The following is a 24,295-nucleotide window of genomic DNA, read 5'->3' as shown; positions in this document are numbered from 1 at the left end:
CGCAGGCTAACCCGACGGCCACGGACCGAGGGGCTCGCCGCGCAGCATCCTGTCGATGTCGGCGGCCACGGCCGATAGTTGGCCCCGGCGGCCCGACGCCGAGCAGTGGTTCCAGAAGTCGACGGCGTGCAGGATGCGGTACACCGCGACGCGCTCGGCCCAACCGGCCGGCAACGGCCCGTAGCCGCGCAGTAGTGCGTCGCGACGGCTGTCGTCGTCGCGGACCGCGTAGTACTCGGTCTTCGCAAGATCGAGCAGCGGGTCCGCGGCGACCGCATTCTCCACGTCGATGCAGCCCGTGAGCGTGCACCGACCGCCCACTGCCGACACGAGCACGTTGCCCTCGTGGAAATCGTTATGACACAACACCGGAGCTCGGCACGCCGCCAGCACGTCCACATGCCGCAGCGCATACGCGGCGACCGCCTCGCGCAGCGCAGGATCACCGCCGAGGTCGGCGAAACGCTGCAGCTTCTCGGCGAACTCGGCCTCCACGTAGGCGACATTCGTCGGCTTCGGATCGTAAATGCCGGTCACGATGTACCCCCAACGGCCGCACCGGACCCGGTGCAGGACCGCCAGCAGCGCACCCATCTGCTCGTAGACACGGCCGATGGCGGCCCCAGACAGCCGCCCGGCAACCGCGGAGAGCGGCTCACCGTCGAGCAGGGTCAGCACGACGAACGGCATCGGCAGCGCCGGGACGCCGGCCGGTTCCGCATGCAGCACCCGGGGAATGCCGGTGACGCCGCGCCGGGCCAGCTGCCGGTAGACGTACACCTCCTTGGCGAGCTTCCACCGCCACCGCTCCGCGTAGACCTTGACGATGACCGGGCGGACCTGCCCGTCCAGGCGCACCTCGAAGACCCGGATCACCTCCCCGCCGGGCCGCGCCACCACCTCGGCCACGCGGCAGCCCGGCAGGACCGGCCGCAGGATCGCCTCCGCGTCGGCAGCCTGCAACCACGGGACCTGCACACGGATAACACTACTTCGGTTTTGATCAGATCGATCCGCACCGGCGACACCCTGTCGCATCACAATCGGCGAACTTCGATCCCACCGACCAGCCACCGTCTTTGCGTCAGAGCCGAATTGGTCCTGCTGGCACGGCCTGCCCTGCCGTTTCCACCGAGCGGGAATCGTTGCGTGGCTTCCCTCACAGCCGGGCCTACCGTCTGCCACAGGCATCTCGGACGGGCCCCGCTCGAGACGCATGATCGACCGGCTTTGGGGGGCGCGGTCCTGGAGAAGTGGAGAGCCCAACGTGAAGCGACAAGAACTCAAGATTCTCGGCGCCTCGGCCGTCGGCACGGCCTTCGAGTGGTACGACTTCTTCTTGTACGGGGCACTCGTACCGATCATCGGTGCGAAGTTCTTCGGGCAGTACGGCACCGCGGCGCAGACCGTGTTCGCGCTGCTAACGTTCGCCGTCGGGTTTGTCTTCCGACCTGTTGGCGCGCTCATCTTCGCCCGGCTCACCGACCTCATCGGCCGCAAGGTCGTCTTCATGATCACGCTCGTACTGATGGGAGTGTCGACGCTGCTGGTCGGCCTGCTGCCCACGTCGGAGCAGATCGGCGTCCTCGCGCCGATCCTGCTGCTGACGTGCCGGATCCTGCAGGGCCTCGCCGTCAGTGGCGAGTTCGGCGCGGCTGTCACCTACGTATCGGAGTACGCGCCGAGGAACCAGCGTGGGTTCTTCGTCGGCTGGCTGACCGGGACGACCGCGCTGGCCTTGAGCTTGTCTCTCGCGGTGCAGATCGGCGTCGAGGCGATCGTCGGCTCCGCGGCGTACAGCGAATGGGGCTGGCGGGTGCCGTTCCTCATCTCCGTCGTCCCGCTGGCGCTGTCGGTGTGGATCCGCTCGAAGTTGGACGAGAGCCCGTTGTTCATGCAGATGAAGGCGGACGGCACGCGCTCCAAGGCGCCCCTGCGCGAGGCCTTCGGCTCATGGCAACGGGTCCGGATGATCGCGATCGTGTTCGTGATGGCGTCGGCCCAGTCATTCATCGGCTACCTCTCGACGGTGTACCTGCTCACCACGATGAAGGTCAACCTGAAGGTCGACTCGTTCACAGTGAACTGCATCTTCATGGGCGCCATGCTGTTCGGCTTCTTCCTCTGCGTGTTTGCCAGCTGGCTGTCTGACCGGGTCGGCCGCCGCCCCGTCCTGTTCGCGGGGCTCGGCCTGGCCGCGCTGACGGTGTTCCCCATCACCAGCGCGATCACCGGTGCCACCAACCCGGCGCTCGAGCACGCCCGGAGCAACGTCACGGTCGTGATCCACGCCAACCCGCAGGACTGCTCGTTCCAGTTCGACCCGACCGGCACGACGAAGTTCACCAGCGACTGCGACCGCGCCCGCAAGGTGCTGCAGGCGTACTCGGTGGAGTTCAGCCGCGCCGACGTCGACGGGCCGACCAGCGTGCTCGTCGACCAGACCGAGGTGGCGGGCGGCCCGACGCTGGAGAAAGACCTCGTCAAGGCGATCGGCGCGGCCGGCTATCCGATCGACGGTTCGGCCACCACGATCAAGGTCAGCAGCGTGCTCGACTACTTCAGCTGGCCCGTGGTCAAGGTGTCCCTCCTGCTGCTGGTCCTGGTCGCCTGTGCGCAGTTGGCGCAGGGACCCGCGTCCGTCGCGATGGCCGAGGTGTTCCCGACCCGGATTCGCGCAACCGCTCTGGCGGTCCCGTACCAGCTCGGCGTCGGTGTCTTCGGCGGCCTGCTGCCGGCGACGATGGTGGCGATCGGCTCGCAGTCCGGCAGTCTCACCACCGCGCTGTGGTACCCGGTGGTCGCCATGGGCATCGGCCTGGTGATCCTGCTGTTCACGCTGCCCGAGACCAAGGGTGTCGCGCTCAGCGAGGTCAAGCTGGACGAGCCCGATCGGGCCGGCAACGTACCGGTAACCCGGCACTGACGGGGGTCCGGTGCCGATCATCGACGTGTCGTTGCTGCGCGGCCGCTCGGACGCGCAGCTTCGGCAGCTCATCCAAGCACTGCACGACGCGGTCGTGGACACGCTGGCGGTCCCGCCCGAGTCGGTCCGCATCCTGGTGCGCGAGGTCGACCCGCGGATGTGGGGATCCGGCGGTACGACCATCGCCGAGCGGCGGGCGAACCCAGGTCAGTGACCGGGGCTCAGTCCCGGAACCGCGTGGTGCTCCAGCCGCCGCAGACCGGGATCGTGACGCCGGTGACGAACGCGGCGTCGTCGGAGGCGAGGAACGCGATCACATGCGCCACGTCGGCGGGCACACCAACGCGTGGCAGTGGTCGCGACCTCGTCACCAGATCGTCGAAGAGACCGTCGGTGATCTTGCCCTGGGTCGCCGGTGTGGCGATCAGGCCCGGCGCCACCGCGTTCACCCTGACGTTGTGCCGGCCGCCGTCCGCCGCCATCTGCCGGGTCAGACTGCTCACGGCACCCTTCGCCGCCGAGTACGGCGCCGAGCCCCGCACGCCGACCAGAGCGAATGTCGAGGAGGTGTTGACGATCGAGCCGCCCGCGTCGCCGAACACCGACATCGCCTGCCGGCTCATCGTGAACGTCGTCGTCAGGTTCATCCGCAGGAAGAACTCGAAGTCGTCGTCGGTGGTCGCGGTCGCCGACGCGTCACCGGCCTTGCCGGCGACGTTGGCGAGCACGCTGGGCGTCCCGAGCTCGCCGGCGCAGTGCGCGAACACCCGCTCCGCCGCACCCGAGACGGTCAGGTCCTGCGCGAACACCCGGATGTCCAGGTCGCGCGATCCCGCCTCGGCGCGCAACGACGCCAGCCCGGCACCGTCGAGGTCGACGGCGAGCACAGCGGCGCCGCGGGCGGCGAACACCAACGCGGTCTCCCGGCCGATACCGGAGGCGGCCCCGGTCACGATCGCCGTCTTGCCCGCAAGTTGCTGACTGCTCATGGTTGCTCCCATCGCTGCGAGTGCAGTGTGCACGAACGCAGCATGCGGCCGCGGTGACCAAGAGGACAGGATCGGTTCCCATTGTCCGAGAACGAGCGATGGTCGCACCCCGGACGACGGTGGCACGGTGAGGCGTGACCGATGAGGGAGGAACCAGCATGGACCGGTCCATCGACCCCGGAGTGGCAGGCCTGCGCGTGTCGGTTCCGGCGGCGGGCGTGGCGATGATCGAGCTGGACCGGCCGGCGCGCCGCAACGCCCTGGACCGCGCGATGCTCGACGGGCTGCCACTCGTACTGCGCCGGCTGGACGCCGACGACGAGGTCCGGGTGATCGTGCTCACCGGCGCGGGAGGCTCGTTCTGTGCGGGCGGCGACCTGGACGTCATCGGCGACCTGGTCGGGGAGTCACCACAGCAGGCCAGGCAGCGCATGGCGCGTGAGTTCTCCTCGACGAGCGTGCTCGCGTCGTCGGACAAGCCGACGATCGCCGCGATCGAGGGTGCCGCGGTGGGCGCCGGGATGGGCCTCGCCCTGGCCTGTGACGTGCGGCTGGGCAGCGGGACCACCCGCTTCTCCAGCCCCTTCGTCAAGATGGCGCTCGTCCCCGACTTCGGGGTCTCGTGGTTGCTGGCGCAGGCGGTGGGCGCCGGGCGCGCGGCCGAGATCGCCCTGACCGGACGGACGATCCTCGCCGCGGAGGCGCTGCGCATCGGACTGCTCGATTCGATCGTCGACGACCCCGTGGCCGCCGCGGTCGCGAAGGGCGAGCTGCTCGCGGCCGCCCCGCCGCACGTTTGCAGGGCGACCAAGCGGCTCATCCGCGCAGCCCGGGGCCGCAGCCTGGACGAGGCTATCGACCTCGAGATCGACGAGCAGATCCTCGCCCTCCGCCACGAGGAGTTCGACCGCCGGTGGCGCGCCTGGTCCGAGCAGATCCGCCGCCGGTGACCAGGCGAATCAGGCGATCCGGTCAGGCGGCGGTGAGGGTGACCGATCCCAGCCGGCCGAACTCGGCCACCACGTGGTCGCCGGCGTGCAACTCGACGGCGTCGGTGAGACCACCGGTGTAGACCAGCCAGCCCGGCTGCAGCGCGATGCCACGCTCGGCCAAGGCGTTGGCGGCGAACGCGAGCGCCTCGGCCGGGTGGCCCTGTACGGCGGCGCCGGTGGCGGTATGCACGATCTCTCCGTTGACGTGCAGGACGCACGGCTCTACGGCGAGGTCGAGCGCCGACGGCGGGATGCCGAGCGCGCCGGTGACGAGCCTTCCGGACGACGCGTTGTCCGCCACGACGTCGCCGAGGCGGAAGTCGAAGTTCCGGAAGCGGCTGTCGATCACCTCGATGCCGGCGTGGACCGAGCGGACCGCCGCGAGCGCGGTCGCGGCCGTGGCGCCCGGCGCTTCGACCGCCGAGTCCAGGATGAAGACGATCTCCGGCTCGACCCTGGGGTGGATCATGTCGCCGAGGACGACCGGGGTGTCCTGCGGCAGCGCCATGGCATCGGTGAGCCAGGCGGTGAGGGGTGAACGCACGCCCATCCGTTCCTGCTTGGCCTTCGAGGTGAGACCCAGCTTGATGCCGCAGATGTGCTCGCCACGCATCTGACGGATCGCCAGCGTCTTGTCCTGGACCTGATAGGCGATCTCGAGGTCCAGCTCCGGCCACACCTTGCTGAAGCGGTCGAGCTCCTCGCGCCGGTTCTCGGCGTCGATGAGGGCCTGTGCCGCGCTGGGCACGGTCCACCTGACGGTCATGCTGATCCTTCCGCTCTGTTGCGGGTACCCACCCGGCTGGTCAACGTCGTCGTAAGACTGCCCAGCGTGGTGAACGACGCGGTCACCGTGGCACGGCCGGCGACGGCCGCAGGCGGCGTCAGGGGACCGACCAGTGCGACCACGCCGGGTTCGAGCGCACCGCCCCCGCGGCTCAGCTCGCGGGCGAGCTGGGCGACCAGTGCCAGCGGCGGGCCGACGGCCGCCGCCACGCCCGTGCCGGTGAGACGCCCGCCCAGATACATCACGGCGCCTTCCAGCCGGGTGTCCCAGGAGCGCAGCGGCACCAGGCGCGAACCGAGAACCACCGCGGGGCCGCCGTCCGCGGCCGGGCCGGCCGTGGCGGGCCGGGCGTCGAGCACCACGAGCGCAGGCAGCCCGAAGGCGACCGCGGCGGCGACGTCGGCGACGTGGGTGTCCGGACCGGCCAGACGCCGACCCAGCACCAGGGCGAGGTACGGTGCGACTGTTGGCGTGCCGTACCCGTCGACACTCACCTGGGACCATTCCGGGTGGAACGCGGACCCGGCGAGGCGGCTCGGCACGGTCCTACCGTCGACGAGATAGCCCGCCGCGGAGCGGACCGGCACCTGATCGAGGGCTTCGTTCATCGTTGGCTTCCTGAGCGACGCATGGTCGCATGCTGCGGTCCTGCTCCGCCGCTCGGCTACGCCTGGCTTCCACTGACCGGGAACCTCTGCCCGTTTCCGGTCAATGGAAGCCGACGGTTGCTGCGGCGCCGACGGGTCGCCGAAGGTTGCGTCATTCAACGAGGCGAGCTGTCAACGGAGGAGACACGACCATGGAGTCGTTTGGCCATGTCATCGGCGGCGAGGAGGTCGAGTCGCGGGACGGCGCGACGTTCGAGTCGGTCGATCCGTGGGAGCGGACCGGATGGGCCACGGTGGCGCTCGGCTCCCCGGCGGACGCGGACCGTGCGGTCGCCGCGGCGCGTGCGGCGTTCGACAACGGGCCGTGGCCTCGGCTGAGCCTCGCCGAGCGCGGGCGGATCCTGCATCGGCTCGCCGATCTGGTCGAGGCGAACGCGGTCGAGCTGGCCACGGCCGACACGACGGACATGGGCAAGCCGATCAGGGAGACGCTCGGCCATGACGTTCCGCGTGCCGCGCAGAACCTCAGATTCTTCGCGGACCACTCGACGGTGACGGCCGCTGAGAGCTTCCCGATGGCCACCGGTCATCATGCCTACACGCAGTACGACCCGGCCGGTGTCGTGGCGGCGATCGTGCCGTGGAACTTTCCACTCATGATGGCGACGTGGAAGGTCGCGCCGGCGCTCGCGTGGGGCAACACCGTGGTGCTCAAGCCGGCCGAGCAGTCGCCGGCCTCAGCGACCCTGCTGGCCCGGCTGGCCCTCGCCGCCGGGCTGCCGCCGGGCGTGCTCAATGTCGTCCACGGCTACGGTCCCGGGTCGGTCGGTCAGGCCCTCACCGAGTCGCCCCAGGTCGACCGGATCACGTTCACCGGCGAGACCACTACCGGGCGCGCCATCTCCCGTGCCGCCGCCGAGAACCTGACTCCGGTCAGCCTGGAGCTCGGCGGCAAGGGTGCGAACATCGTGTTCGACGACTGCGATATCGACCGTGCGGTGCACTGGTCGATCAGAGCGATCTTCAGCAACAGCGGCCAGGTGTGCCTCGCCGGTAGCCGGCTCTACGTGCAGCGTGGCGTGCTGGACACCTTCCTGCGGCGCTTCACCGAAGCAGCGCAACGCCTGGTGATCGGCAACCCCAAGGAGCGCTCGACCGAGCTCGGCCCCTTGTCGTCGGAAGAGCACTTCCGGAAGGTCGCCGGCTACCTCGACATCGCCGCCGCCGACGGAGCCCGGGTGCACACCGGCGGCGTCGGTGACGGCTGGACGATCCGCCCGACGATCGTGGTCGGCGCAGGCCAGCGCGCCCGCATCACCCAGGAGGAGGTGTTCGGGCCGGTGGTCGTCGTCCTGCCCTTCGACGACGAGCAGGAGGCGGTCGCCGCCGCCAACGACACGCCGTACGGCCTGAACGCGATGCTGTTCACGCGGGACCTGTCCCGGGCCCACCGGGTCTCCCGGGCCCTGCGGGTCGGAACGGTGTGGACCAACTGCTTCTTCGTGCGCGACCTGCGGGCACCGTTCGGCGGCGCGAAGAACTCCGGTGTCGGCCGCGAGGGCGGCGTCTTCAGCCGCGACTTCTTCACCGAGCCGAAGGCGGTCGTCATGGAGATCGCCGACGCCTGAGCCAAGATTACGTTCGAGCAGTTCCAGCCAGCCAGGAACGGATCAGGAGACGATATGACCATCCGTGCGGTGCAGACCCGCAAGGCGCCGACCGTGGGCTTCTCGGCGACGACCGCGGCGCCACTGTCGCAGGCGGTGGTGCACGGCGACACCATCTACTGCTCCGGCACCGGACCGCTGGACCCCGAGACCCGAACGATCGTCTCCGACGACTTCGCAGAGCAGGTCGCGCAGACGCTGACCAACCTGGTGGCGGTCGTCGAGGCCGCCGGCGGGACCAGGGCGAGCATCCTGAAATGCACCTGCTACCTGCGCCACGTCGAGCACTTCGAGTCGTTCAACGCCGCCTACCGGCAGTTCTTCGCGGACAATCCGCACTTTCCCGCCCGTACCACGGTGATCGCCAGCCCGCACCGCGCCGGTGTCCTGGTCGAGGTTGAGTGCATCGCTGCGGTGGAACGGTGACGGCGTGAGCAACCAGCCGGCTGACCTGCTGCTGACCGGCGGCCGCGTGGTCACGCTCGACCGGGCCGGCACGGTCGCGCAGGCCGTGGCGGTCAGCGGTGCCACGATCCGGGCGGTCGGGTCGAGCGAGGACCTCGCGGCGCTCGCCGGCCCGGCCACCCGGATCGTCGACCTCGCCGGCCGGACGGTGATCCCCGGCCTCATCGACTCGCACTGCCACTTCGAGGACGCCGGGACGGACCGTGACACCGTCCCCTTCGACGGTGTCACGACGATGGCCGAGGCGCTGCGCCGCATCGCGGCCAAGGCAAGCGCGCTCGGGCCCGGCGCCTGGGTCCGCGGCCAGATCTGGAACCCGGTACTGCAGCTCGCCGAGCGGCGCGCGCCGACCCGGCAGGAGCTCGATGTCGCCGCCTCGGGCCGGCCGGTCTTCCTGCCGATGGGACACAGCGCCGCCGTGAGCACCGCGGCACTGGCGCGCGCCGGGCTCGACGAGCACAGCCGGCACGGCGAGGACATCGTCGCGCGGGAGCCGTCGGGACACCCCAGTGGCCTGCTGATCGAGGACGGCGTGGCGCTTGTGGCGCGGGTCGTGCCGCCCTGGACGGACGAGCAGCGGTCGCGCCAGCTTCTCGACGCCATGGCCGTGCTCAACTCCTGGGGCATCACGTCGGTGGTCGGCGGCGCGATGACGCCACGCGACGTCGACCTGTTGGCGGAACTGGCCCGACACGGCCGGTCGTCGGTGCGCGTCGCGGCCATGCTGATGCCGACCGGCGAGCTGAACCCGTCGGTCGACCTCGACGAGTGGTCTGCCCTGTTGCACGGGCGCAAGCGCGCCTCGGCGTCGGACTGGCTGATCGAGCGCGGGGTCAAGCTGCAACTCGACGGTGGCATGACCCTCGGGACGGCCGCCACGCGCGAGGCCTACGACGGCCGGCCGGACTACCGCGGCGAGCTGATCGCGGATCCGCGGCGGTTCACCGACCTGGTCCGCATCGCGCACGGGCATGACTGGCCGGTCGGCGTCCACGCCGTCGGTGACGCCGCCATCGACCTGGCGCTCGACACGTTCGAGCGGATCCCGGCCGCCGCCCAGCCGGCCGTCCTGATCCACGCCAGCCTGATCCAGCCCGATCAGGCGAAGCGGGCAGCCGCGCTCGGGGTGATGGTGGCGGCCCAGACACCGTTTCTGTGGAAGAACTCCGGCGTCATCGCCGGGCACCTCGGCCGGCAGCGCGCCGAGCGCGCGGTACCGTTGCGCACCCTGGTCGATGCGCTCGGCATGGATGGCGTCGCGGTCGGAACAGATTACCCGATCAACGGCCTGAACCCGTTCCAGAACCTGTACGCCATGACCACCCGCCGGGATCTCCATGGCGGATCGACGGGCGCGGAACAGGCGGTCAGCCGATCCGAGGCGCTGCGCCTGTACACCGTGTCGGGTGCGGCGCACACCGGGGAGCAGAGACGCAAAGGGGCGATCACGCCGGGACGCCTCGCCGACCTCGTCGTGCTCGACACCGACCCGCTGACGGCCGACGACGCGGCCCTGCTCAAGACCCGGCCGCTGGTCACGATCGCCGGTGGCCGGGTCGTCTTCGACGTCGGCCACGAGCTCAGCTAGACCACCCAGGAAGGGAGCACGCGCATGATTGGGAGCCAGATGCCCATCGTCGGCCTGGCCACGGCGGCCGCCGAACTCGAAGCCAGCGGCAAGCGGGTCAAAGTACTGTGGCAGGAGAGCGAGTCGCTGGCGTTCGTCGCCCGCGGCCGCGAGTACCGCAGCGAGTTCCACATCAACCCGAGCGACGAGGTCATGCTCATGATCCGCGGGTCGATGAACCTGCACTACCGCAACGCGGACCACACCGAGGGCGTCGCCGTCATCCCGGAGGGGTCGTCGATCTTCACCCCGACCGGGATCCCGCACTCACCGCGGTTCGCGCCCGACGCGTTCGTTCTGGTGCTCGAGCGGCTGCGGCGGCCCGGTGAGCTGGACCGGTTCCGCTGGTACTGCCCGGGATGCGACACCTTCCTGCACGAGGAGAGCGTCCACATCAGCGACTACCGGCTCGACCCGGTCGCCGGCGCCTACCAGCGGTTCTTCGGCAACCTCGAGGCACGTACCTGCGCATCGTGCGGCACCGTGATGCCGGACGAGCGGTTGTGACCGGGGGCTTCGGCCCGATCGGCGACGTCATCCGAACGGCACTGCGCAGGTATCCCGACCGGCGGGCGTTCGTCTGCGGGTCGCAGGAGCTCAGCTACGCCGAAGCGGAGTCGCTGATCGCACGGGTCATCGGCCTGCTCCGGGACAACGGCGTCCACGCAGGTGACACGGTGGTCCAGGTCCGGTGCAACGACCCGTTGCAGTGGCTGGTCGCCGCCGCCTGCTTCGTCGCGGGGTTCCGGTCCACCTCGCTACCGCCGGACACGGCCAGGCTGCGCGCAGCCCGGCCCGCGGCCGTGCTCGTCGGCGCCGCGCTGACGGCGCAGCTCGCCGAGGCCCGTGACGCGGACCCGTCCGTGCGATGGTGGTGCGACGGCGACGTCCCCGGCTGGCGCGACCTGCACGCGGAGCTGGACCGCCGGGTCGAGGCGCGCGTGCCGATGAGCGCCCCGGCGGAGTCGGTCGTGCGGTTGGCCTACACCTCCCGGGGGGTCAAGCCCGTGGAACTGTCGAGCGGCGCGCTGTGCGCGGTGTCCACCCTGACGCTCGCCCAGCTCGACTGGCCGCCGGCGCCACGCGTGCTGTGCCCTGAGCAGGTGTCGGGCGGTTTCGGCAACATGGTCGTGCCGACGCTGGTCCGCGGCGGGACGTTCATCATGCTCGAACGGTTCGACGTCGGCGCGCTGCTCGACGTCGTGCGCCGCGAGCGACCGGACGTCCTGCTGCTGATGCCGCCGTCGCTTCGCGCGCTCCTGTCCCATCCCGACGCGCGCGAAGCGGACTGGTCGAGTCTTCGCCTGGTCTGCTACAGCGGAGCCGTGCTCCGGCCCGACGAGATCGACCGTGCCCACGACGTCTTCGGGCCCGTGCTATGCGGCATCTTCGGCCAGGTCGAGGCGCCGAAGACGATCGCGATGGCGACACCGTCGGACCACCTGTCCACCGACCCGCGGCGGCGCACCTCCCTCGGACTGCCCTATCCCGGCATGTCAGTGGAGATTCAGGACGGTCAAGGCCGCGCGGTCGCCCGCGGCGTCGCGGGCGAGCTGTGCGTGCGCGGACCGACGCTCATGACCGGGTACGCCACGACCGCCGCGGTCGCCGACCCGTTCCGGCACGGATGGCTGCGCACGGGTGACGTGTGCCGGATGGACGAGGACGGTTACCTGCACTACCGGAACCGGCTCGAAGACGTGCTCACGGTCGGGGCCGAGCTGGTGTGCCCCGCAGACCTGGAAGACCTCGTGCGGTCCACGGTGGGTCATCCCGCCGCGGTGGTCAAGGTCGGTCCGGACGCTGTGACGGTGTTCGTGGCGGGTGCGCCGGGCGACGCGGTGCTGCGACAGGCACGGGACGCCCTCGCGGGTAGCCGGGTCCGCATGGCCGGTGTCACCGGCGTGGACCGCCTTCCCATGGATGCCATGGGCCGGGTCGACCGTGCCGCCCTGCGTATGGCCCCCGGTGGCGGGTCCGGAGGCGGGCATGAGTGACCAGGTCATCGACGTGCACAGCCATGCGATGCCGATGCCCCTCTTGCGCTGGTTGTCCGGTAACGGGCTCGCCGACCTCGACCAGTTGGACGATGGCGTTGTGCGTATCGCTCCTGCGGTGTCCGGGCTCGCCGCCGGCGTGCCGATTCCGCTGCCGCCGCAGCAGTACGACGTCGATCTTCGGCTCGCCGACCTGCAGGCCAGCGGCGTCGACCGGCAACTCGTGTCGCTGCCGCCGTTCGTCACCTGCGCGGCCGGCAACGACGAGCGTGAGGTGCTCCAGGTCGCCCGGCGCGGCAACGACGCCCTCGTCGAGATGCTGACCGGCCACGAGGACCACTTCGCCGCGCTCGGATTCGTCCCGCTCGGCACGGCGGGTGCGGTCGCCGAAGCGGTTCGTTGCCTCGACGAGCTGTCCTGTGCCGGCCTGGCGATCGGGACACAGGGACTCGGCGCCGAGTTGGATGATCCGGTCCACGAACCACTCTGGGACCTGTTGGCCCACCGGGGTACGTTCGCGTTCCTGCATCCCAACGCGACGCCGGGCGAAAGCCGCCTGGACGCCTACTGGCTTCCCCAACTGGCCGGCTTCCCGATGGAGACCGCACTCGCCGTGAGCCGGCTCGTGCTGGGCGGTGTCCTGGAGCGCCACGACCTCACGCTGTGCCTGGCGCACGGCGGCGGCTGCCTGCCGGCATTGCAAGGCCGCCTGGACCTCGGGTGGCGCCGTAAGCAGGTCGCCCGGACCACGCCGCGGCCGCCGAGCGACTACCTGCGGCGGCTGTACTACGACACGGCGACCTTCTCCACGACGCTGTTGCGGCGCCTGGTCGAGGACTTCGGCGCCAGCCATGTCCTGGTCGGCACGGACTACCCGTTCGACCTCGCCGACCTCGACCCGAGAGGCACCGTCGCGGCACTGGGTCTCGACGACGACCAGCGCCGCGCTATCGAGGGTGCCACCGTGACCACGCTGATCCCGGGGCTACGAGGCTAGCCCACAGCCTCATAGCCCTTGGCCAGCTCGCGGGAGATTGATCGGGCCGCCATCCGCAGCGCGGGTTCGATCGACGACGACGAGCGAGAGTTGGAGTGCATCACGACCGACAGCGCGGCGACCACCCGCTGGTCGTGGTCGAAGACCGGTGTCGCGACCGAGACCGTGCCGAGCTTGAGCTCCTCCACGCACCGGGCGATGCCGGTGCGGCGCACGTCCTGCAGCGAGCGCATCAGCATGCCCGGCATGACGATCGTGTACGGCGTGTAGCGCTTCAGGCCGGCCTGCAGGACCCGCTCCTGGAACTCTCGGGCCGAATGGCTGAGCAGGACCTTGCCGACCCCGGTGGCGTGCAGCGGGTACCGCCCGCCGATGTGCGACACGACGCCCACCGACCGCCGCCCCCACAACCGCTGCACGTACAGCACGTCGTCACCGGCGAGGACGGCGAGGTGGACGTTCTCGCCGGTGGCGTCGTGCAGGTCGTGCATGAACGGCAGCGAGACGTCGCGAAGTGTGCGCGGCTGCGGACAGAGCGCGCCGAGCTCCCACATCCGAAGACCGATCCGGTAGCCGCCGTCGGCGCCCTTGGCCAGCGCGTTGAGCGCGACGAGCTCCGTTGCCATGCGGTGCACAGTGGACACCGGAAGGCCGGTCGCGGCCGCGAGGTCGACGAGCCGCAGGCACGGCGTGTCCGGGGTGAACGCGTTCAGCAAGGAGAACACCCGGCTGGACACTGATCGTGCCGGTGTGGCCGTGGATTTTGGTGTCGTTGTCGCCGGCTGGAACACGCCGGTCGTCACCTCCCGGGCAGGTCGACGGGACCCACCGGCAGTGATCTTACGCGCCGGGCCGCTTCGTCCGGAAGTCCCGCGGGTGGGCGAACGCCCAGGTCACGGACCGTCACGACCAGCATCACGACCGCTACCGCAGCCATCGCGCCCGCGAAGACGCTCAGGTCCGGGACCGCACCGGGCGGCGCGCCCAGCAAGGATCCGACGACCCCGATCGCCAGAATGGCCCCGGTATACCGGCAGGACTGGAACAACCCTCCCACGACTCCGGTCATGTGCCGCGGCGAGCGCTCGTACATCAGTCGCTGCAGCCCGAGGTTGCCCAGACCGTACGGCAGGCCGAGCACGACGCCGTCGAGCGCGATCAGCCAAACCGGCGTCGCCGGCCCGAAGGCCGCGATACCGGCAAGGCCGACCACGAGCAGGATCGCGCTCGACACCACGGTCAGCCGGGCGCTCACCCGCATCACCACACGCGAGGCCGTGACCGTCGCCAGGGCTCCGGTCGCGGCGATGGGCAGCATGAGCAGGCCTGCCTCGCCGGCGCTGAACTCCCGCGCCTGGAACCATTGCGGCAGGCCGTAGAAGGCGCCGTAGTACGCCAGGTTGAACAGCAGGAAGGCGAACAGGACCGCGGGCAGGCCCTTGACCGCCCGCAACGCGGCGGCGTCAATGAACGGGTGGGCCGCTCGGCGTTCCCGCCATACGAATGCGATCGCGCCGAGGGCCAGCCCGATGCCGCCCCGGATGACATGGCCGAGTGTCAGGTCGAGCAGCGCCGCCACACCGAACGCGAAGGCGAGGATGCCGGGCACGTCCATCCTTGCCACGGTTGCTCGTAGGTTCGGCATCGCCTGGTCCTGGTCGGGGCCCAGTACCGCCAGGCCGGTGACCATGGCGGCGACGGTCAGGGGCAGGTTCACCCAGAAGATGGCCGGCCAGCCGACGGTGCTGGTGAGCAGGCCACCGAGCACCGGGCCGATGGCGCCGCTCGCGGTGTTCACGCTCGCGACGTGCGCGAGCCGGTCGGTGGCACCCACCCGGCGCAGGAAAAGCAACGCGCATGGGTACGCGGCCGACACACCGACCGCTTGCAGCGCGCGGCACCCCACGAGGAGACCGACATCCGGGCAGAACGGGGCGACTGCGGCCGCGACCGTCGCGGTCAGCATGCCCGCGACGAAGACCCGGCGCGGCCCGAACGCGTCCGCGAGCCGGCCCAGCACTGGCTGCGTGACACAGGCGGTGAGGTAGAAGACGCTGACCACCCAGCTCACCGTCGTCAGGGAGGCCCGGTAGTGCTGCTGCACCGCAGGCAGCGCCACCACGATCATCGACGAGTTCAGTGGGGCCAGCAGCGTGCCCGTCATCAACGCCGCGAATCCCACCCTGACCCGCACCGGCGATCGACTCAGCACGTCAGCACGAGTTTCCCGGCGACCTGACCGGACGCGAGCACGGCCAGTGCCCGTGCGCCCTCCTCGATCGGTACGACATCGTGCAGCCGCGGCTTGAGCCGCCCTTCGGCGACCCAGTCGAAGATCCGCCGCAGGTTCTGTTCGTGGACCGGGCGCTCCCGGCGGACGAACTCGCCGAGGAAGACGCCCACCACGGCGGCGCCCTTGACGAGCGGGAGGTTGAACGCCAACCGCGGAATGTCCCCGGAGGCGAACCCAACGACCAGGTGCCGTCCGCCCCAGCGCAGCGCGCGGACGGCGGACTCGGCGACTGTGCCGCCGACGGGGTCGAAGATCACGTCCGCGCCCTCGCCACCGGTCAGCGACCGGATCGCGTCCTTGACCGCAGCGCGGTCGTCGCCGTAGGCGAAAGCTGCCTCGGCGCCGTAGGCCAGCGCGGCCTCGGCCCGTTCGGGCGTCGACGCGGCCGCAATCACCCGGGCCCCCAGCAGCTGTCCGATCGTGACGGCAGCGGAGCCGGTACCTCCGGCGGCGCCGAGCACGACCAGCGTGTCCCCGGCCCGCAGCCCGGCACGCTGGACCAGCGCATGACAGGCCGTGGCCGAAGCCACGAGCAGGGCGGCGGCATCACGCTCGGCCACGTGCTCGGGCAGTATCGTGACCCGGTCGGCGCGGACGGCGATCAGTTGCCGGGCGCAGCCGTACTCCTCGTTGCCCACGACCCGGTCGCCCACCCCCACCGATTCCACACCGGGGCCGAGCGCCACCACCACGCCGGCGTACTCGCTGCCGGGTGAGAACGGGGGCTCCGGCCGGACCACGTGCGTGCCGGCGATCACGAGGGTGTCATGGAAGTTCAGCCCGACATGGCTGACGGCCACCAGGACCTCACCCGGCCCCGCGACCGGCTCCGGCAGCTCCACCACGTCGAGGACGTCCGGGGTCCCGAGCCGCGGGCAGATCAGCGCCTTCACCGGTGCTCGCCGACACGGACCACACCGGACGCGGCGAATGCGTCGACGTCCGCGGCGGAGAAGCCGACCTCGCACAGCGTGCCGCGCGTGTGCTCGCCGAGCTCCGGCGGCGCGGCACGCAGCGCCGGCAGCTCACCATCGTAGCGGACCGGGTGGGCGAGCACGGTCGCGCGCGCCGCGCCGGCCGGCAACTCCATCAGCAACTGCTCGTCGCGCACCTGCGGATCGCTCCGCACGTCGTCGTACGTCGCCACCCGCTCGATCCAGAAACCGCGCGGCTCGAGGACATCCGCGAGCTGCTGGTACGTCCAACCGGCAAGCACCCGCCCGAGGATCCCGGCGTACTCGTCGCGCCGGCGCCGCCGCTCGTCCTGGTCGAAGGCGGCCAGTTCCTCCGAGCCCAGGGCGGCCCCAAAGTCGTCCATCGTTCCGCTCACGGCAATGGCGACGCATGCGTCCTTCAACCGGTACACACCGTACGGCGCGTCGATCGACCAGCACGCCAGCTCCGACGCCCGCGTGATGTCAGCTTGTGACTTGCGCCCGGAGAAGTACAGCGCCAGCGACTCCGCCTGAAGATCGAGCCCGGCGGCGAGCAGGCTCGACTCGACCCGCGTCCCTTTTCCGGTGGTCAGCTTCCGTGCGTAGGCCGCCAGCACGCCCATCGCGAGCAAGGCAGCCCCGTGCTGGTCGACGACCGGCGTCCCTGCCGCGTCCCCGGTCACCGAGATGAGGCCGCTGCGCGCCTGTACCAGCAGGTCGACACCCGGCCGGCCGGACATCGGACCACGTGACCCCCATCCGGTCGCGGACGCGTAGATGATGTCCGGCCTGATCGCCCTGACCGCGTCATAGCCGAGGCCCAGCTTCTCCAGTGCGCCACCGCGGTAGTTCTCGATGAGCACGTCGGCCCACTCGATCAGGGGGCGCAGGACGGTCATGGCGTCCGGGTGTTTGAGGTCGACGACGACGGACCTCTTGTTCCGGTTGACCGCCAGGAACGTGACGCTCCTACCGTCGAGGCGGATTCCCGCGCTGCCGACCCGGCGTTCCCACGACCCGGACGGGGGCTCGACCTTGACGACGTCGGCGCCGAGATCAGCCAGGTACTGCGAGGCGGAAGGCCCCTGGACGAAGTGGGAGAAGCTGAGGACCCGCATACCGTCGATCATGTAAGGCTCCGATGACCGTTCGAGGGATGGCTGCAAGCACCGTAGGAGCCGGTCCGAGGCGGCACCCAACCCGAATTCCCGTTGAGCGGAAACCAGCTCTCCCCACCGATCCGGCTGCGGCGCACGCTGAGCGCCATGAACGCACACCTGCCGGCCGCGGCCGAACCGCGCCGGCACCGGTTGCCCGGCGCGGTGCTCAACTGCTCGGTCACCGGCGCCGGCCCAGCGGTACTGCTGCTGCACGGGTGGCCGCAGACCCGGTACGCCTGGCGCTTCGTCCAGCCGCTGCTCGAGCAGCACTACACCGTGGTCGTCCCGGATCTGCCCGGATTCGGCGCGAGCGCGCGACTGCCTGGCGGCTACGACAAGAAGAGCGTGGCCGCGATCCTGCACGCGCTGATGTCGCACCTGGGGTTCGCGACGTTCCACGTCGTCGGTCACGACGTGGGCGGGCAGATCGCCTACCCGCTCGCCGCCTGCTACCCGGCCTCGGTGTCGAGCCTCATCTTCGTCGAGGCCGGAATACCCGGCCTCGGGCACAGCGAACGCGCGGCCAACCCGCTGCTCGGCGGCTCGTGGCACTTCGGCTTCAACATGCTCGACGACCTGCCGGAGTTGCTGCTCGCCGGGCGGGAGCGCCCGTACCTGGAGTATCTGTTCCGCCGTGACACGATCGGCTTGTTCGTCACCGAGGCGATCGGCGATGCGGACCTCGATGTGTATGCCCGCGCGTTGGCCGGACCGGGCGCCGTGCGCGCCACGATGGGCTACTACCGTTCACTGCCCGCGGACATCGAGGACAACCGGGCGCTGTGCCGCAACGCTCCGCTGGCCATGCCGGTCACGGTCGTGGGCGCCCGGTACGGCATCGGCCTGGGCTGGCTGGACTCGGTGCGGGAGGCCGCACCCGCCGTATCGAGTCACCTGATTGAGGACTCGGGGCACTACGTCCCCGAGGAGCAGCCCGAACAGCTGGTATCGCTGATCGGTACGACAATCGCGGAGCTGCCATGATCATGAACCGTCGAACGGCGCTCGGCATACTGGGCGTCACCCCGCTTGCCGCTGGCGCGTTCCCGAGCGGGTCCGAACGATTCCGGAGGCGGACAACTGTGGCAGATTACCTGTTGGTCCATGGCGCATGGCACGGGGCCGGACATTGGGCGCCGCTGGCCCGACTGCTCGCTGCCCGCGGCCACCGGGTCCTCGCCCTGGACCTGCCGGGCCACGGCATGTCGGCGCGCTTCCCGGTCGGCTACTTCGCCGCCGGGCAGCCAGGCCTGCAGTCGCAACCATCGCCGCTCGTGGACGTCACGCTCGAGACGGCGGCGCAAGCCGTGGTGGCCGCCGCTCGCGACTTGCCCCGCAAGCCGGTCCTGGTCGCCCACAGCATGGGCGGTGCCGTGGCGACCCGGGCGGCCGAGCTGGCGCCAGAGCTGTTCGAGCACCTGGTGTACGTCACGGCTTTCGTGCCGACGCGGTTGAAGGCCGCCGGCGCGTATCTCGCGCTGCCGGAGGCCAAGTCGGCGCTCGGTGCCGGACTGTACCTGGGCGACCCGGCGGTCACCGGCGCGGTGCGCATCAACCCGCGGTCCACCGACGAGGCGTACCTGGACGAGCTGCACGCCACATACTTCACGGGTCTCGGGCCGGAGCAGTTTCTCGCCTGCGCGGCGGCGCTGACACCGGAGCAGCCGGTGTCGTTCCTGGCGTCCGATGCCGGTGCCACCCCGCAGCGGTGGGGCCGGTTGCGGCGTACCTACGTGCGGTGCACGCTGGACCGGGCACTGCCGCTGGAGTTGCAGGATCTGATGATCCGCGACGCCGACCACCTCGCGCCTCACACCCGCTTCGCGCAGGAGACCATCGAGTCGGGCCACGCGGCGTTCGCGTCCCGAACGCGGCAGCTCGCCGACATCCTCGACGCCGTCACCGTCTGATGTCCATTCACTGGAACCGTAGGGTGGTGGCCATTGTGCGGGACGCTACATCTGAGTGACATTGATCGTCGGCTGCTGGAACGGGCTGGCTGTGCCTGATCATGTTCGTGTGCCGGTCGTGTCGACCGGGGTGCGGGTCCTCATCGACCACCCTGGCTTCGGCGACATCCGGGTCGTGTTCGACGCGGCATCGGCGAGCGCCCACCTCAACCTGGGCCTCGGCGTGGCCAACTCGGCCGTGGCGGTCGAGGAGGGGGCGCACCGGGTCGACGCGTCCCTCGCCGGCCAGGGGGGCCGGCGCGGGCAACTGCCCGATCGAGGCATTCGTGGCGGTCGCCGACCTCAACGGCTGGGACCACAACTGCGATCCTTTCGCGCTCATGGACGCGGCCGACGACATCGTCCGGCCGCTGCAGGACCGGCCGGTACGCGTCGACCGGGAAACGCTGACCCTGGGCTATGCGGGCGTCGTTGGCCACTGTCCTATTCGGACTATTCACGGTCCAAATAGGACAGAACCCTGCTCGTTGGCGCCGTCTCCAGGGCCTCCAGCGGCAGGCCGGTCCGCCACGGTCTCCTCGCGGTCACGTCAGTCCGCGCTGGCGTGACAGGACGCTCCCGACGCCGGCCGCCGCCGCCTTCACGGCCACTGCGTGAGCCTCCGGCCGGAAGCGCCCCACCGGCCCGGCGACACTGATGGCCGCTATCGGGGTCCCGTCGGCGTCGAGGACGGCTGACGCGACGCACAGCAACCCGAGGCGGGATTCCTCGCGCTCGAACGCGACCCCCGTCTCCAGCGCCCTGCCCATCTGACGATGCAGCAGCCCGGGAGCGACGATGGTGTGCGGCGTGTGCCGCTCAAGCGCTCCGGTCAGGACCTCCGCGCGGAAACCGGGCTCGCCGTGGGCGAGCAGCACCTTGCCGATCGCCGTGCAGTGCAACGGCATCCGCCCGCCGGTCCGAGACGGCGAGGCGGCCTGCCGATGGCCGCCGATCTTCACGAGGTAGACGACCTCGGCGCCGTCGCGGATGCCGAGATGGACGGTCTCGTGGGTGCGCTCGTAGAGATCCTGCAGGAACGGCATTGCCACCTCCAGCAGGCTGCGCTCGACCGACGCCCGCATGCCGAGCTCGAACAGTCCTCCTGAGAGCCGGTAGCCGTCCGGGGTCTTGTCGAGCAGCCGATGCTCCACAAGGTCACGGGCGACGCGGTGGACCGTGCCTTTCGGCAATCCAGTCCTGCGCACCAGCTCGGCCAGCGGCAGTACCGGGTCATGCACCGTGAACGAGTGCAGGATCGCCATCGCCTTGCCCAGCACGGTGCTCAGGTCTGCCGGCATGGCGCCAGTGTATCGCTGAGTGGAACGATCCGATTGCTCCCGTCGGCAAAACCCTTGACTCTTGCGGAAATGAGCGAGTCTCCCGCAAGTCGCATCGATTCGGCCGCCGTCACCGCGGCGGCCGACCGCCTTCGCGCGGCTGCCATGCAATGCCGGCCCACCCTGCCTGTGCGGGACCTGATCGGATCCGATGACATCGTCGCGGCCTACGCCGTGCAACGCAGACTGGCGGCCGAACGCGTTGCCGCCGGCGCGACCATCGTCGGCCGCAAGATCGGGCTCACCTCCGAAGCGGTCCAGAAGCAGCTCGGTGTCGACCGCCCGGACTTCGGCCTGCTCTTCGACGACATGGCCTACGACGGCGGCGACACGGTGCCCTACAGCGCCGTCCTGCAACCTCGCATCGAGGCCGAGATCGCGTTCGTACTCAAGGAAGACCTGGCCGGCGGCCCGCTCGACGCCGCTCAGGTACGCAGCGCGATCGACTACGCCACACCCGCGCTCGAGATCTGCGGCAGCCGCATCCAGGACTGGGACATCGCCTTCGGCGACACCGTCGCCGACAACGCCTCGGCCGGGGCATTCGTGCTCGGCCCGGTGCGCAGGAAGCTCGATCAGGTCGAGCCGAAATCGGTCGAGATGCAGATGGTAATCAACGAGAACGTGGTCTCCACCGGCAACGGCGCGGCCTGCCTGGGCGACCCGATCACTGCGGTCGTCTGGCTGGCGCGTCAGGCTCGCGAGCTCGGCGAGCCGCTGCGCGGTGGGCAGGTCATCCTGTCCGGGGCGCTGGGGCCGATGCGGCCGGTCAGGCCCGGCGACTCCGTCACCGCCACGATCACGGGCCTGGGCAAGGTCTCGGTCACGTTCGGCTATGAGGGCTGCGTCCGCGGCAACCAGTGAGGACAATCATGAGCAAGATGAAGGTCGCCATCATCGGATCGGGCAACATCGGGACCGACCTGATGATCAAAGTGATGCGGACCAGCCGGCACCTCGAGATGGGCGCAATGGTCGGCATCGACCCCGACTCCGACGGGCTCGCGAGAGCAAGGCGGTTCGGGTTCGCCACGACACACGAGGGCGTCGACGGACTCGTCAAGCTCCCCGAGTTCGACGACATCGAGATCGTCTTCGACGCGACGTCGGCCAAGGCACACAAGTACAACGCCGGCAAGCTGCAGCCCCTGGGTAAGCGACTCATCGACCTCACACCGGCCGCGATCGGGCCCTACGTCGTTCCGGCGGTCAACCTCGCCGAGCACCTCGACGCGCCCAACGTCAACATGGTGACCTGCGGCGGCCAGGCGACGATCCCGATCGTCGCGGCCATCAGCCGAGTCGCCCCCGTGCCGTACGCCGAGATCGTCGCCTCGATCGCGTCGAAGAGCGCCGGTCCGGGCACCCGGGCCAACGTCGACGAGTTCACCGAGACCACCGCGGCGGCGGTCATGACGGTCGGCGGGGCCCGGCGAGGGAAAGCGATCATCATTCTCAACCCCGCCGACCCGCCGCTGATCATGCGGGACACGGTCTTCGCCCTGGTCGACGCCGCCGACCAGGAGGTTCACGCCGAGATCCGGCGCTCGGTCCAGAAGATGGTCGCCGACGTGGCGGCCTATGTGCCCGGTTACCGGCTCAAGCAGCAGGTGCAGATCTCCGGGATCCCGCACGACATGCCGCTCGAAACCCTCATCGAGCCCGGCGCGCGGCGGCCGACGCACCAGGTGTCGGTGTTCCTCGAGGTCGAGGGTGCCGCGCACTACCTCCCGGCCTACGCCGGCAACCTCGACATCATGACGTCCGCCGGCCTGCAAGTGGCCGAGCAGATCGCCGCCCGTCGCGCCCAGGAGGCAAGCGCGTGAGCACCTCGACCTTCATCCAGGACGTCACCCTTCGCGATGGCATGCATGCCGTACGCCACCGCATCGGCACCGACGACGTGCGACGCATCGTCACCGCGCTCGACGCGGCCGGCGTCGACGCCATCGAGATCGCCCACGGAGACGGCCTGGCCGGCTCCTCGATCAACTACGGACCCGGATCCCACACCGACTGGGCCTGGATCGAGGCCGCCGCCGACGTGCTGCGCAACGCCCGCCTCACCACACTGCTGCTGCCCGGCGTCGGCACCATCCACGAGCTGAAGACCGCATGGGACCTCGGTGTCCGCTCGGTGCGGGTGGCCACCCACTGCACCGAAGCCGACATCTCCGCCCAGCACATCGCAGCGGCCCGCGAGATCGGGATGGACGTCTCCGGATTCCTCATGCTGTCGCACATGGCGCCGCCGCAGGAGCTGGCCAAACAGGCGAAACTGATGGAGTCCTACGGCGCCCACTGCGTCTACATCACCGACTCCGGCGGCAGGCTCACCATGCACGACGTCGCCGCGCGCGTGCGCGCGTACCGCGACGTGCTCGAACCAACCACAGAAATCGGCATCCACGCCCACGAGAACCTCTCACTCTCGGTCGCGAACTCGCTCGTCGCCGTCGAGAACGGCGTCTACCGGGTCGATGCGTCCCTCGCCGGGCACGGCGCGGGCGCGGGCAACTGTCCGATCGAGGCGTTCATCGCAGTCGCCAACCTGTCCGGCATCAAGCACGGATGCGACCTGTTCAAGCTACAGGACGCCGCCGACGACATCGTCCGGCCACTGCAGGACCGCCCGGTACGAGTGGACCGCGAAACCCTGACACTCGGCTACGCCGGCGTCTACTCCTCCTTCCTCCGCCACGCCGAGAACGCCTCCCGGCAGTACGGCGTCGACGTCCGCGACATCCTCATGGAATGCGGCGCCAGAACCCTCGTCGGCGGCCAGGAAGACATGATCATCGACATCGCGCTCACCCTCGCCGCCGGGTCTGCTGCCGCGAACGGCGGCTGAGGAGCCGCCACGACCGGCCACGCCACGGACACCGGCCTCATGTGATCCGGCCTGGAGGACGCCTGGTTGTCTGAGCCAGCGAACGGCGCCGGCCAAGGCCGCGGACCTAGCCAGCGCCCGCCGGGTGATCGCGGTCCTGCCGTTCGGCGCCGTGCCGGCCGCGAGCGCCTTCGGCGAGCCGGGTGGCCCGATCGTCATCCGGAGCCGTGAGTGCCTCCATGGCCGCGTCGGCGGTGTCTTCGTGGCCGGCGACGTACACCGTCGCGTGGATGGCGCCGGGTGGCACCGCGATCCGGCTGGTACCGCCGGGGCCGAACTCGATCGGGCCGCTGGTCGTGTTGTCGACGACGACGGTGCCGGACGGGCAGTCGAAGGTCGCCTCGTGCACGGCGTCCCACGTGCCGGGCGGGACGGCCGGCGAGCCGTCCCAGACCTCGACGTTGACGGCGATCTTGGTGAGGGTCTGCGCCGCGGCGACGCACACCCGGTGCGCGTCCGCGGCGACGACGCTCGTGGCCGCCGCGCGGCGGAGCGCGTCCTCCGCGGTCTCGTCGTAGGGCAGGTCACCGTCCTGCACGGTGAACACCTTGTGCCGGGCCATGGTGAGCGTCTTGTGCCGGGCGGTGATCGGCATCTGCCGGTCGTCCTCCGTGTGCGTGAGGTTGGAAGGGCGGCTGGACCGGCCGCCTTCCGCGGGGTCAGGGATCGATCC

23 protein-coding genes and 2 pseudogenes are annotated in these 24,295 nt (G+C 70.4%); 15 read left to right on the top strand and 10 right to left on the bottom strand.

Annotation, left to right across the window (positions count from 1 at the left end; genetic code table 11):
* Positions 1 to 6: 6 nt before the first annotated feature.
* Positions 7 to 978, bottom strand: coding sequence for a phosphotransferase family protein (locus ABT369_RS50165; RefSeq protein ID WP_350624422.1), 972 nt, complete (start codon positions 976 to 978; stop codon positions 7 to 9).
* A 238-nt stretch (positions 979 to 1,216) separates the two neighbouring features.
* On the opposite strand from ABT369_RS50165, the pseudogene ABT369_RS58085 reads away from it, so the two are divergent.
* Both ABT369_RS58085 and ABT369_RS50155 read left to right on the top strand, forming a co-directional pair.
* A pseudogene (locus tag ABT369_RS58085) lies at positions 1,217 to 2,242 on the top strand (MFS transporter); the annotation flags it as partial.
* Positions 2,243 to 2,936: 694 nt separating this feature from the next.
* Positions 2,937 to 3,140 carry a tautomerase family protein gene (locus ABT369_RS50155; protein ID WP_350624418.1) on the top strand — a complete coding sequence of 68 codons (204 nt, stop codon included), beginning with the start codon at positions 2,937 to 2,939 and terminating at the stop codon, positions 3,138 to 3,140.
* A gap of 7 nt (positions 3,141 to 3,147) precedes the next feature.
* Here ABT369_RS50155 and ABT369_RS50150 read toward each other — a convergent pair whose 3' ends face one another.
* Positions 3,148 to 3,915: an SDR family NAD(P)-dependent oxidoreductase gene (locus tag ABT369_RS50150; RefSeq protein WP_350624416.1), complete on the bottom strand. Its 768-nt coding sequence runs from the start codon at positions 3,913 to 3,915 to the stop codon at positions 3,148 to 3,150.
* A gap of 158 nt (positions 3,916 to 4,073) precedes the next feature.
* On the opposite strand from ABT369_RS50150, the gene ABT369_RS50145 reads away from it, so the two are divergent.
* Positions 4,074 to 4,865: an enoyl-CoA hydratase/isomerase family protein gene (locus ABT369_RS50145; RefSeq protein ID WP_350624414.1), complete on the top strand. Its 792-nt coding sequence runs from the start codon at positions 4,074 to 4,076 to the stop codon at positions 4,863 to 4,865.
* 22 nt (positions 4,866 to 4,887) lie between these two features.
* On the opposite strand, the gene ABT369_RS50140 is transcribed toward ABT369_RS50145, so the two are convergent.
* Positions 4,888 to 5,673 (bottom strand): 2-keto-4-pentenoate hydratase, encoded by a 786-nt coding sequence (locus ABT369_RS50140; RefSeq protein WP_350624412.1) that lies wholly within the window; start codon positions 5,671 to 5,673, stop codon positions 4,888 to 4,890.
* Positions 5,670 to 6,302: a hypothetical protein gene (locus ABT369_RS50135; RefSeq protein ID WP_350624410.1), complete on the bottom strand. Its 633-nt coding sequence runs from the start codon at positions 6,300 to 6,302 to the stop codon at positions 5,670 to 5,672. Before ABT369_RS50135 ends, ABT369_RS50140 begins: the two co-directional genes overlap by 4 nt.
* A 191-nt stretch (positions 6,303 to 6,493) precedes the next feature.
* Between ABT369_RS50135 and ABT369_RS50130 the strand changes: the two genes are divergently transcribed.
* From ABT369_RS50130 to ABT369_RS50105, 6 genes are read left to right on the top strand one after another with little or no spacing between them, the layout of a single operon-like run.
* Positions 6,494 to 7,930, top strand: coding sequence for an aldehyde dehydrogenase (locus tag ABT369_RS50130; RefSeq protein WP_350624408.1), 1,437 nt, complete (start codon positions 6,494 to 6,496; stop codon positions 7,928 to 7,930).
* 54 nt (positions 7,931 to 7,984) lie between these two features.
* The gene (locus ABT369_RS50125; protein WP_350624406.1) at positions 7,985 to 8,395 is read left to right on the top strand and encodes a RidA family protein; all 411 of its coding nucleotides are present in this window, start codon (positions 7,985 to 7,987) and stop codon (positions 8,393 to 8,395) included.
* Positions 8,396 to 8,399: 4 nt separating this feature from the next.
* Entirely contained in the window at positions 8,400 to 10,022 is a 1,623-nt protein-coding gene (locus ABT369_RS50120; RefSeq protein WP_350624404.1) for an amidohydrolase, read from the top strand.
* Positions 10,023 to 10,046: 24 nt separating this feature from the next.
* Positions 10,047 to 10,568 carry a 3-hydroxyanthranilate 3,4-dioxygenase gene (locus ABT369_RS50115; protein ID WP_350624402.1) on the top strand — a complete coding sequence of 174 codons (522 nt, stop codon included), beginning with the start codon at positions 10,047 to 10,049 and terminating at the stop codon, positions 10,566 to 10,568.
* A complete protein-coding gene (locus tag ABT369_RS50110; RefSeq protein WP_350624400.1) occupies positions 10,565 to 12,058 on the top strand; it encodes an AMP-binding protein in 1,494 nt (497 codons plus the stop codon). Before ABT369_RS50115 ends, ABT369_RS50110 begins: the two co-directional genes overlap by 4 nt.
* Positions 12,030 to 13,055 (top strand): amidohydrolase family protein, encoded by a 1,026-nt coding sequence (locus ABT369_RS50105; RefSeq protein ID WP_350624398.1) that lies wholly within the window; start codon positions 12,030 to 12,032, stop codon positions 13,053 to 13,055. The genes ABT369_RS50110 and ABT369_RS50105 overlap by 29 nt, the downstream gene beginning before the upstream one ends.
* On the opposite strand, the gene ABT369_RS50100 is transcribed toward ABT369_RS50105, so the two are convergent.
* From ABT369_RS50100 to ABT369_RS50085, 4 genes are all read right to left on the bottom strand, one after another.
* Positions 13,052 to 13,780: an IclR family transcriptional regulator gene (locus tag ABT369_RS50100; RefSeq protein ID WP_350624396.1), complete on the bottom strand. Its 729-nt coding sequence runs from the start codon at positions 13,778 to 13,780 to the stop codon at positions 13,052 to 13,054. The genes ABT369_RS50105 and ABT369_RS50100 overlap by 4 nt on opposite strands.
* A gap of 74 nt (positions 13,781 to 13,854) precedes the next feature.
* On the bottom strand, positions 13,855 to 15,219 hold the full coding sequence (locus ABT369_RS50095; RefSeq protein WP_350624394.1) for an MFS transporter: 1,365 nt from the start codon (positions 15,217 to 15,219) through the stop codon (positions 13,855 to 13,857).
* Positions 15,220 to 15,260: 41 nt separating this feature from the next.
* Entirely contained in the window at positions 15,261 to 16,241 is a 981-nt protein-coding gene (locus ABT369_RS50090) for an NADPH:quinone oxidoreductase family protein (protein WP_350624392.1), read from the bottom strand.
* Complete coding sequence (locus ABT369_RS50085) at positions 16,238 to 17,449, bottom strand: CaiB/BaiF CoA transferase family protein (RefSeq protein WP_350624390.1); 1,212 nt, start codon at positions 17,447 to 17,449, stop codon at positions 16,238 to 16,240. Before ABT369_RS50085 ends, ABT369_RS50090 begins: the two co-directional genes overlap by 4 nt.
* Positions 17,450 to 17,548: 99 nt before the next feature.
* On the opposite strand from ABT369_RS50085, the gene ABT369_RS50080 reads away from it, so the two are divergent.
* The 3 genes and pseudogenes from ABT369_RS50080 to ABT369_RS50070 all read left to right on the top strand — a co-directional run.
* Entirely contained in the window at positions 17,549 to 18,427 is an 879-nt protein-coding gene (locus tag ABT369_RS50080; RefSeq protein WP_350624388.1) for an alpha/beta fold hydrolase, read from the top strand.
* A gap of 113 nt (positions 18,428 to 18,540) precedes the next feature.
* Positions 18,541 to 19,353: an alpha/beta hydrolase gene (locus ABT369_RS50075; protein ID WP_350624386.1), complete on the top strand. Its 813-nt coding sequence runs from the start codon at positions 18,541 to 18,543 to the stop codon at positions 19,351 to 19,353.
* 199 nt (positions 19,354 to 19,552) lie between these two features.
* A pseudogene (locus ABT369_RS50070) lies at positions 19,553 to 19,823 on the top strand (hydroxymethylglutaryl-CoA lyase-like TIM-barrel protein); the annotation flags it as partial.
* A gap of 114 nt (positions 19,824 to 19,937) precedes the next feature.
* On the opposite strand, the gene ABT369_RS50065 reads toward ABT369_RS50070, so the two are convergent.
* Positions 19,938 to 20,693 carry an IclR family transcriptional regulator gene (locus ABT369_RS50065; protein ID WP_350624384.1) on the bottom strand — a complete coding sequence of 252 codons (756 nt, stop codon included), beginning with the start codon at positions 20,691 to 20,693 and terminating at the stop codon, positions 19,938 to 19,940.
* A 33-nt stretch (positions 20,694 to 20,726) separates the two neighbouring features.
* Here ABT369_RS50065 and ABT369_RS50060 point away from each other — a divergent pair, with 33 nt between their 5' ends.
* The 3 genes from ABT369_RS50060 to dmpG are packed head-to-tail and all read left to right on the top strand — an operon-like array spanning position 20,727 to position 23,583.
* Positions 20,727 to 21,596, top strand: a complete 870-nt coding sequence (locus ABT369_RS50060) for a 2-keto-4-pentenoate hydratase (protein WP_502891930.1) — start codon at positions 20,727 to 20,729, stop codon at positions 21,594 to 21,596.
* Between the two features lie 8 nt (positions 21,597 to 21,604).
* Positions 21,605 to 22,558: an acetaldehyde dehydrogenase (acetylating) gene (locus ABT369_RS50055; RefSeq protein ID WP_350624382.1), complete on the top strand. Its 954-nt coding sequence runs from the start codon at positions 21,605 to 21,607 to the stop codon at positions 22,556 to 22,558.
* Entirely contained in the window at positions 22,555 to 23,583 is a 1,029-nt protein-coding gene (gene dmpG / locus ABT369_RS50050) for a 4-hydroxy-2-oxovalerate aldolase (protein ID WP_350624380.1), read from the top strand. Before ABT369_RS50055 ends, dmpG begins: the two co-directional genes overlap by 4 nt.
* A 106-nt stretch (positions 23,584 to 23,689) precedes the next feature.
* On the opposite strand, the gene ABT369_RS50045 is transcribed toward dmpG, so the two are convergent.
* Positions 23,690 to 24,217 carry a hypothetical protein gene (locus tag ABT369_RS50045; protein WP_350624378.1) on the bottom strand — a complete coding sequence of 176 codons (528 nt, stop codon included), beginning with the start codon at positions 24,215 to 24,217 and terminating at the stop codon, positions 23,690 to 23,692.
* Between the last annotated feature and the right edge of the window lie 78 nt (positions 24,218 to 24,295).

It is taken from the genome of Dactylosporangium sp. NPDC000244 (assembly GCF_040300725.1).
In the GTDB taxonomy this organism is placed as follows: Bacteria; Actinomycetota; Actinomycetes; order Mycobacteriales; family Micromonosporaceae; genus Dactylosporangium.
Note: the sequence above shows the minus strand (reverse complement) of the source record. Positions and strands in the feature narration are given on the sequence as shown.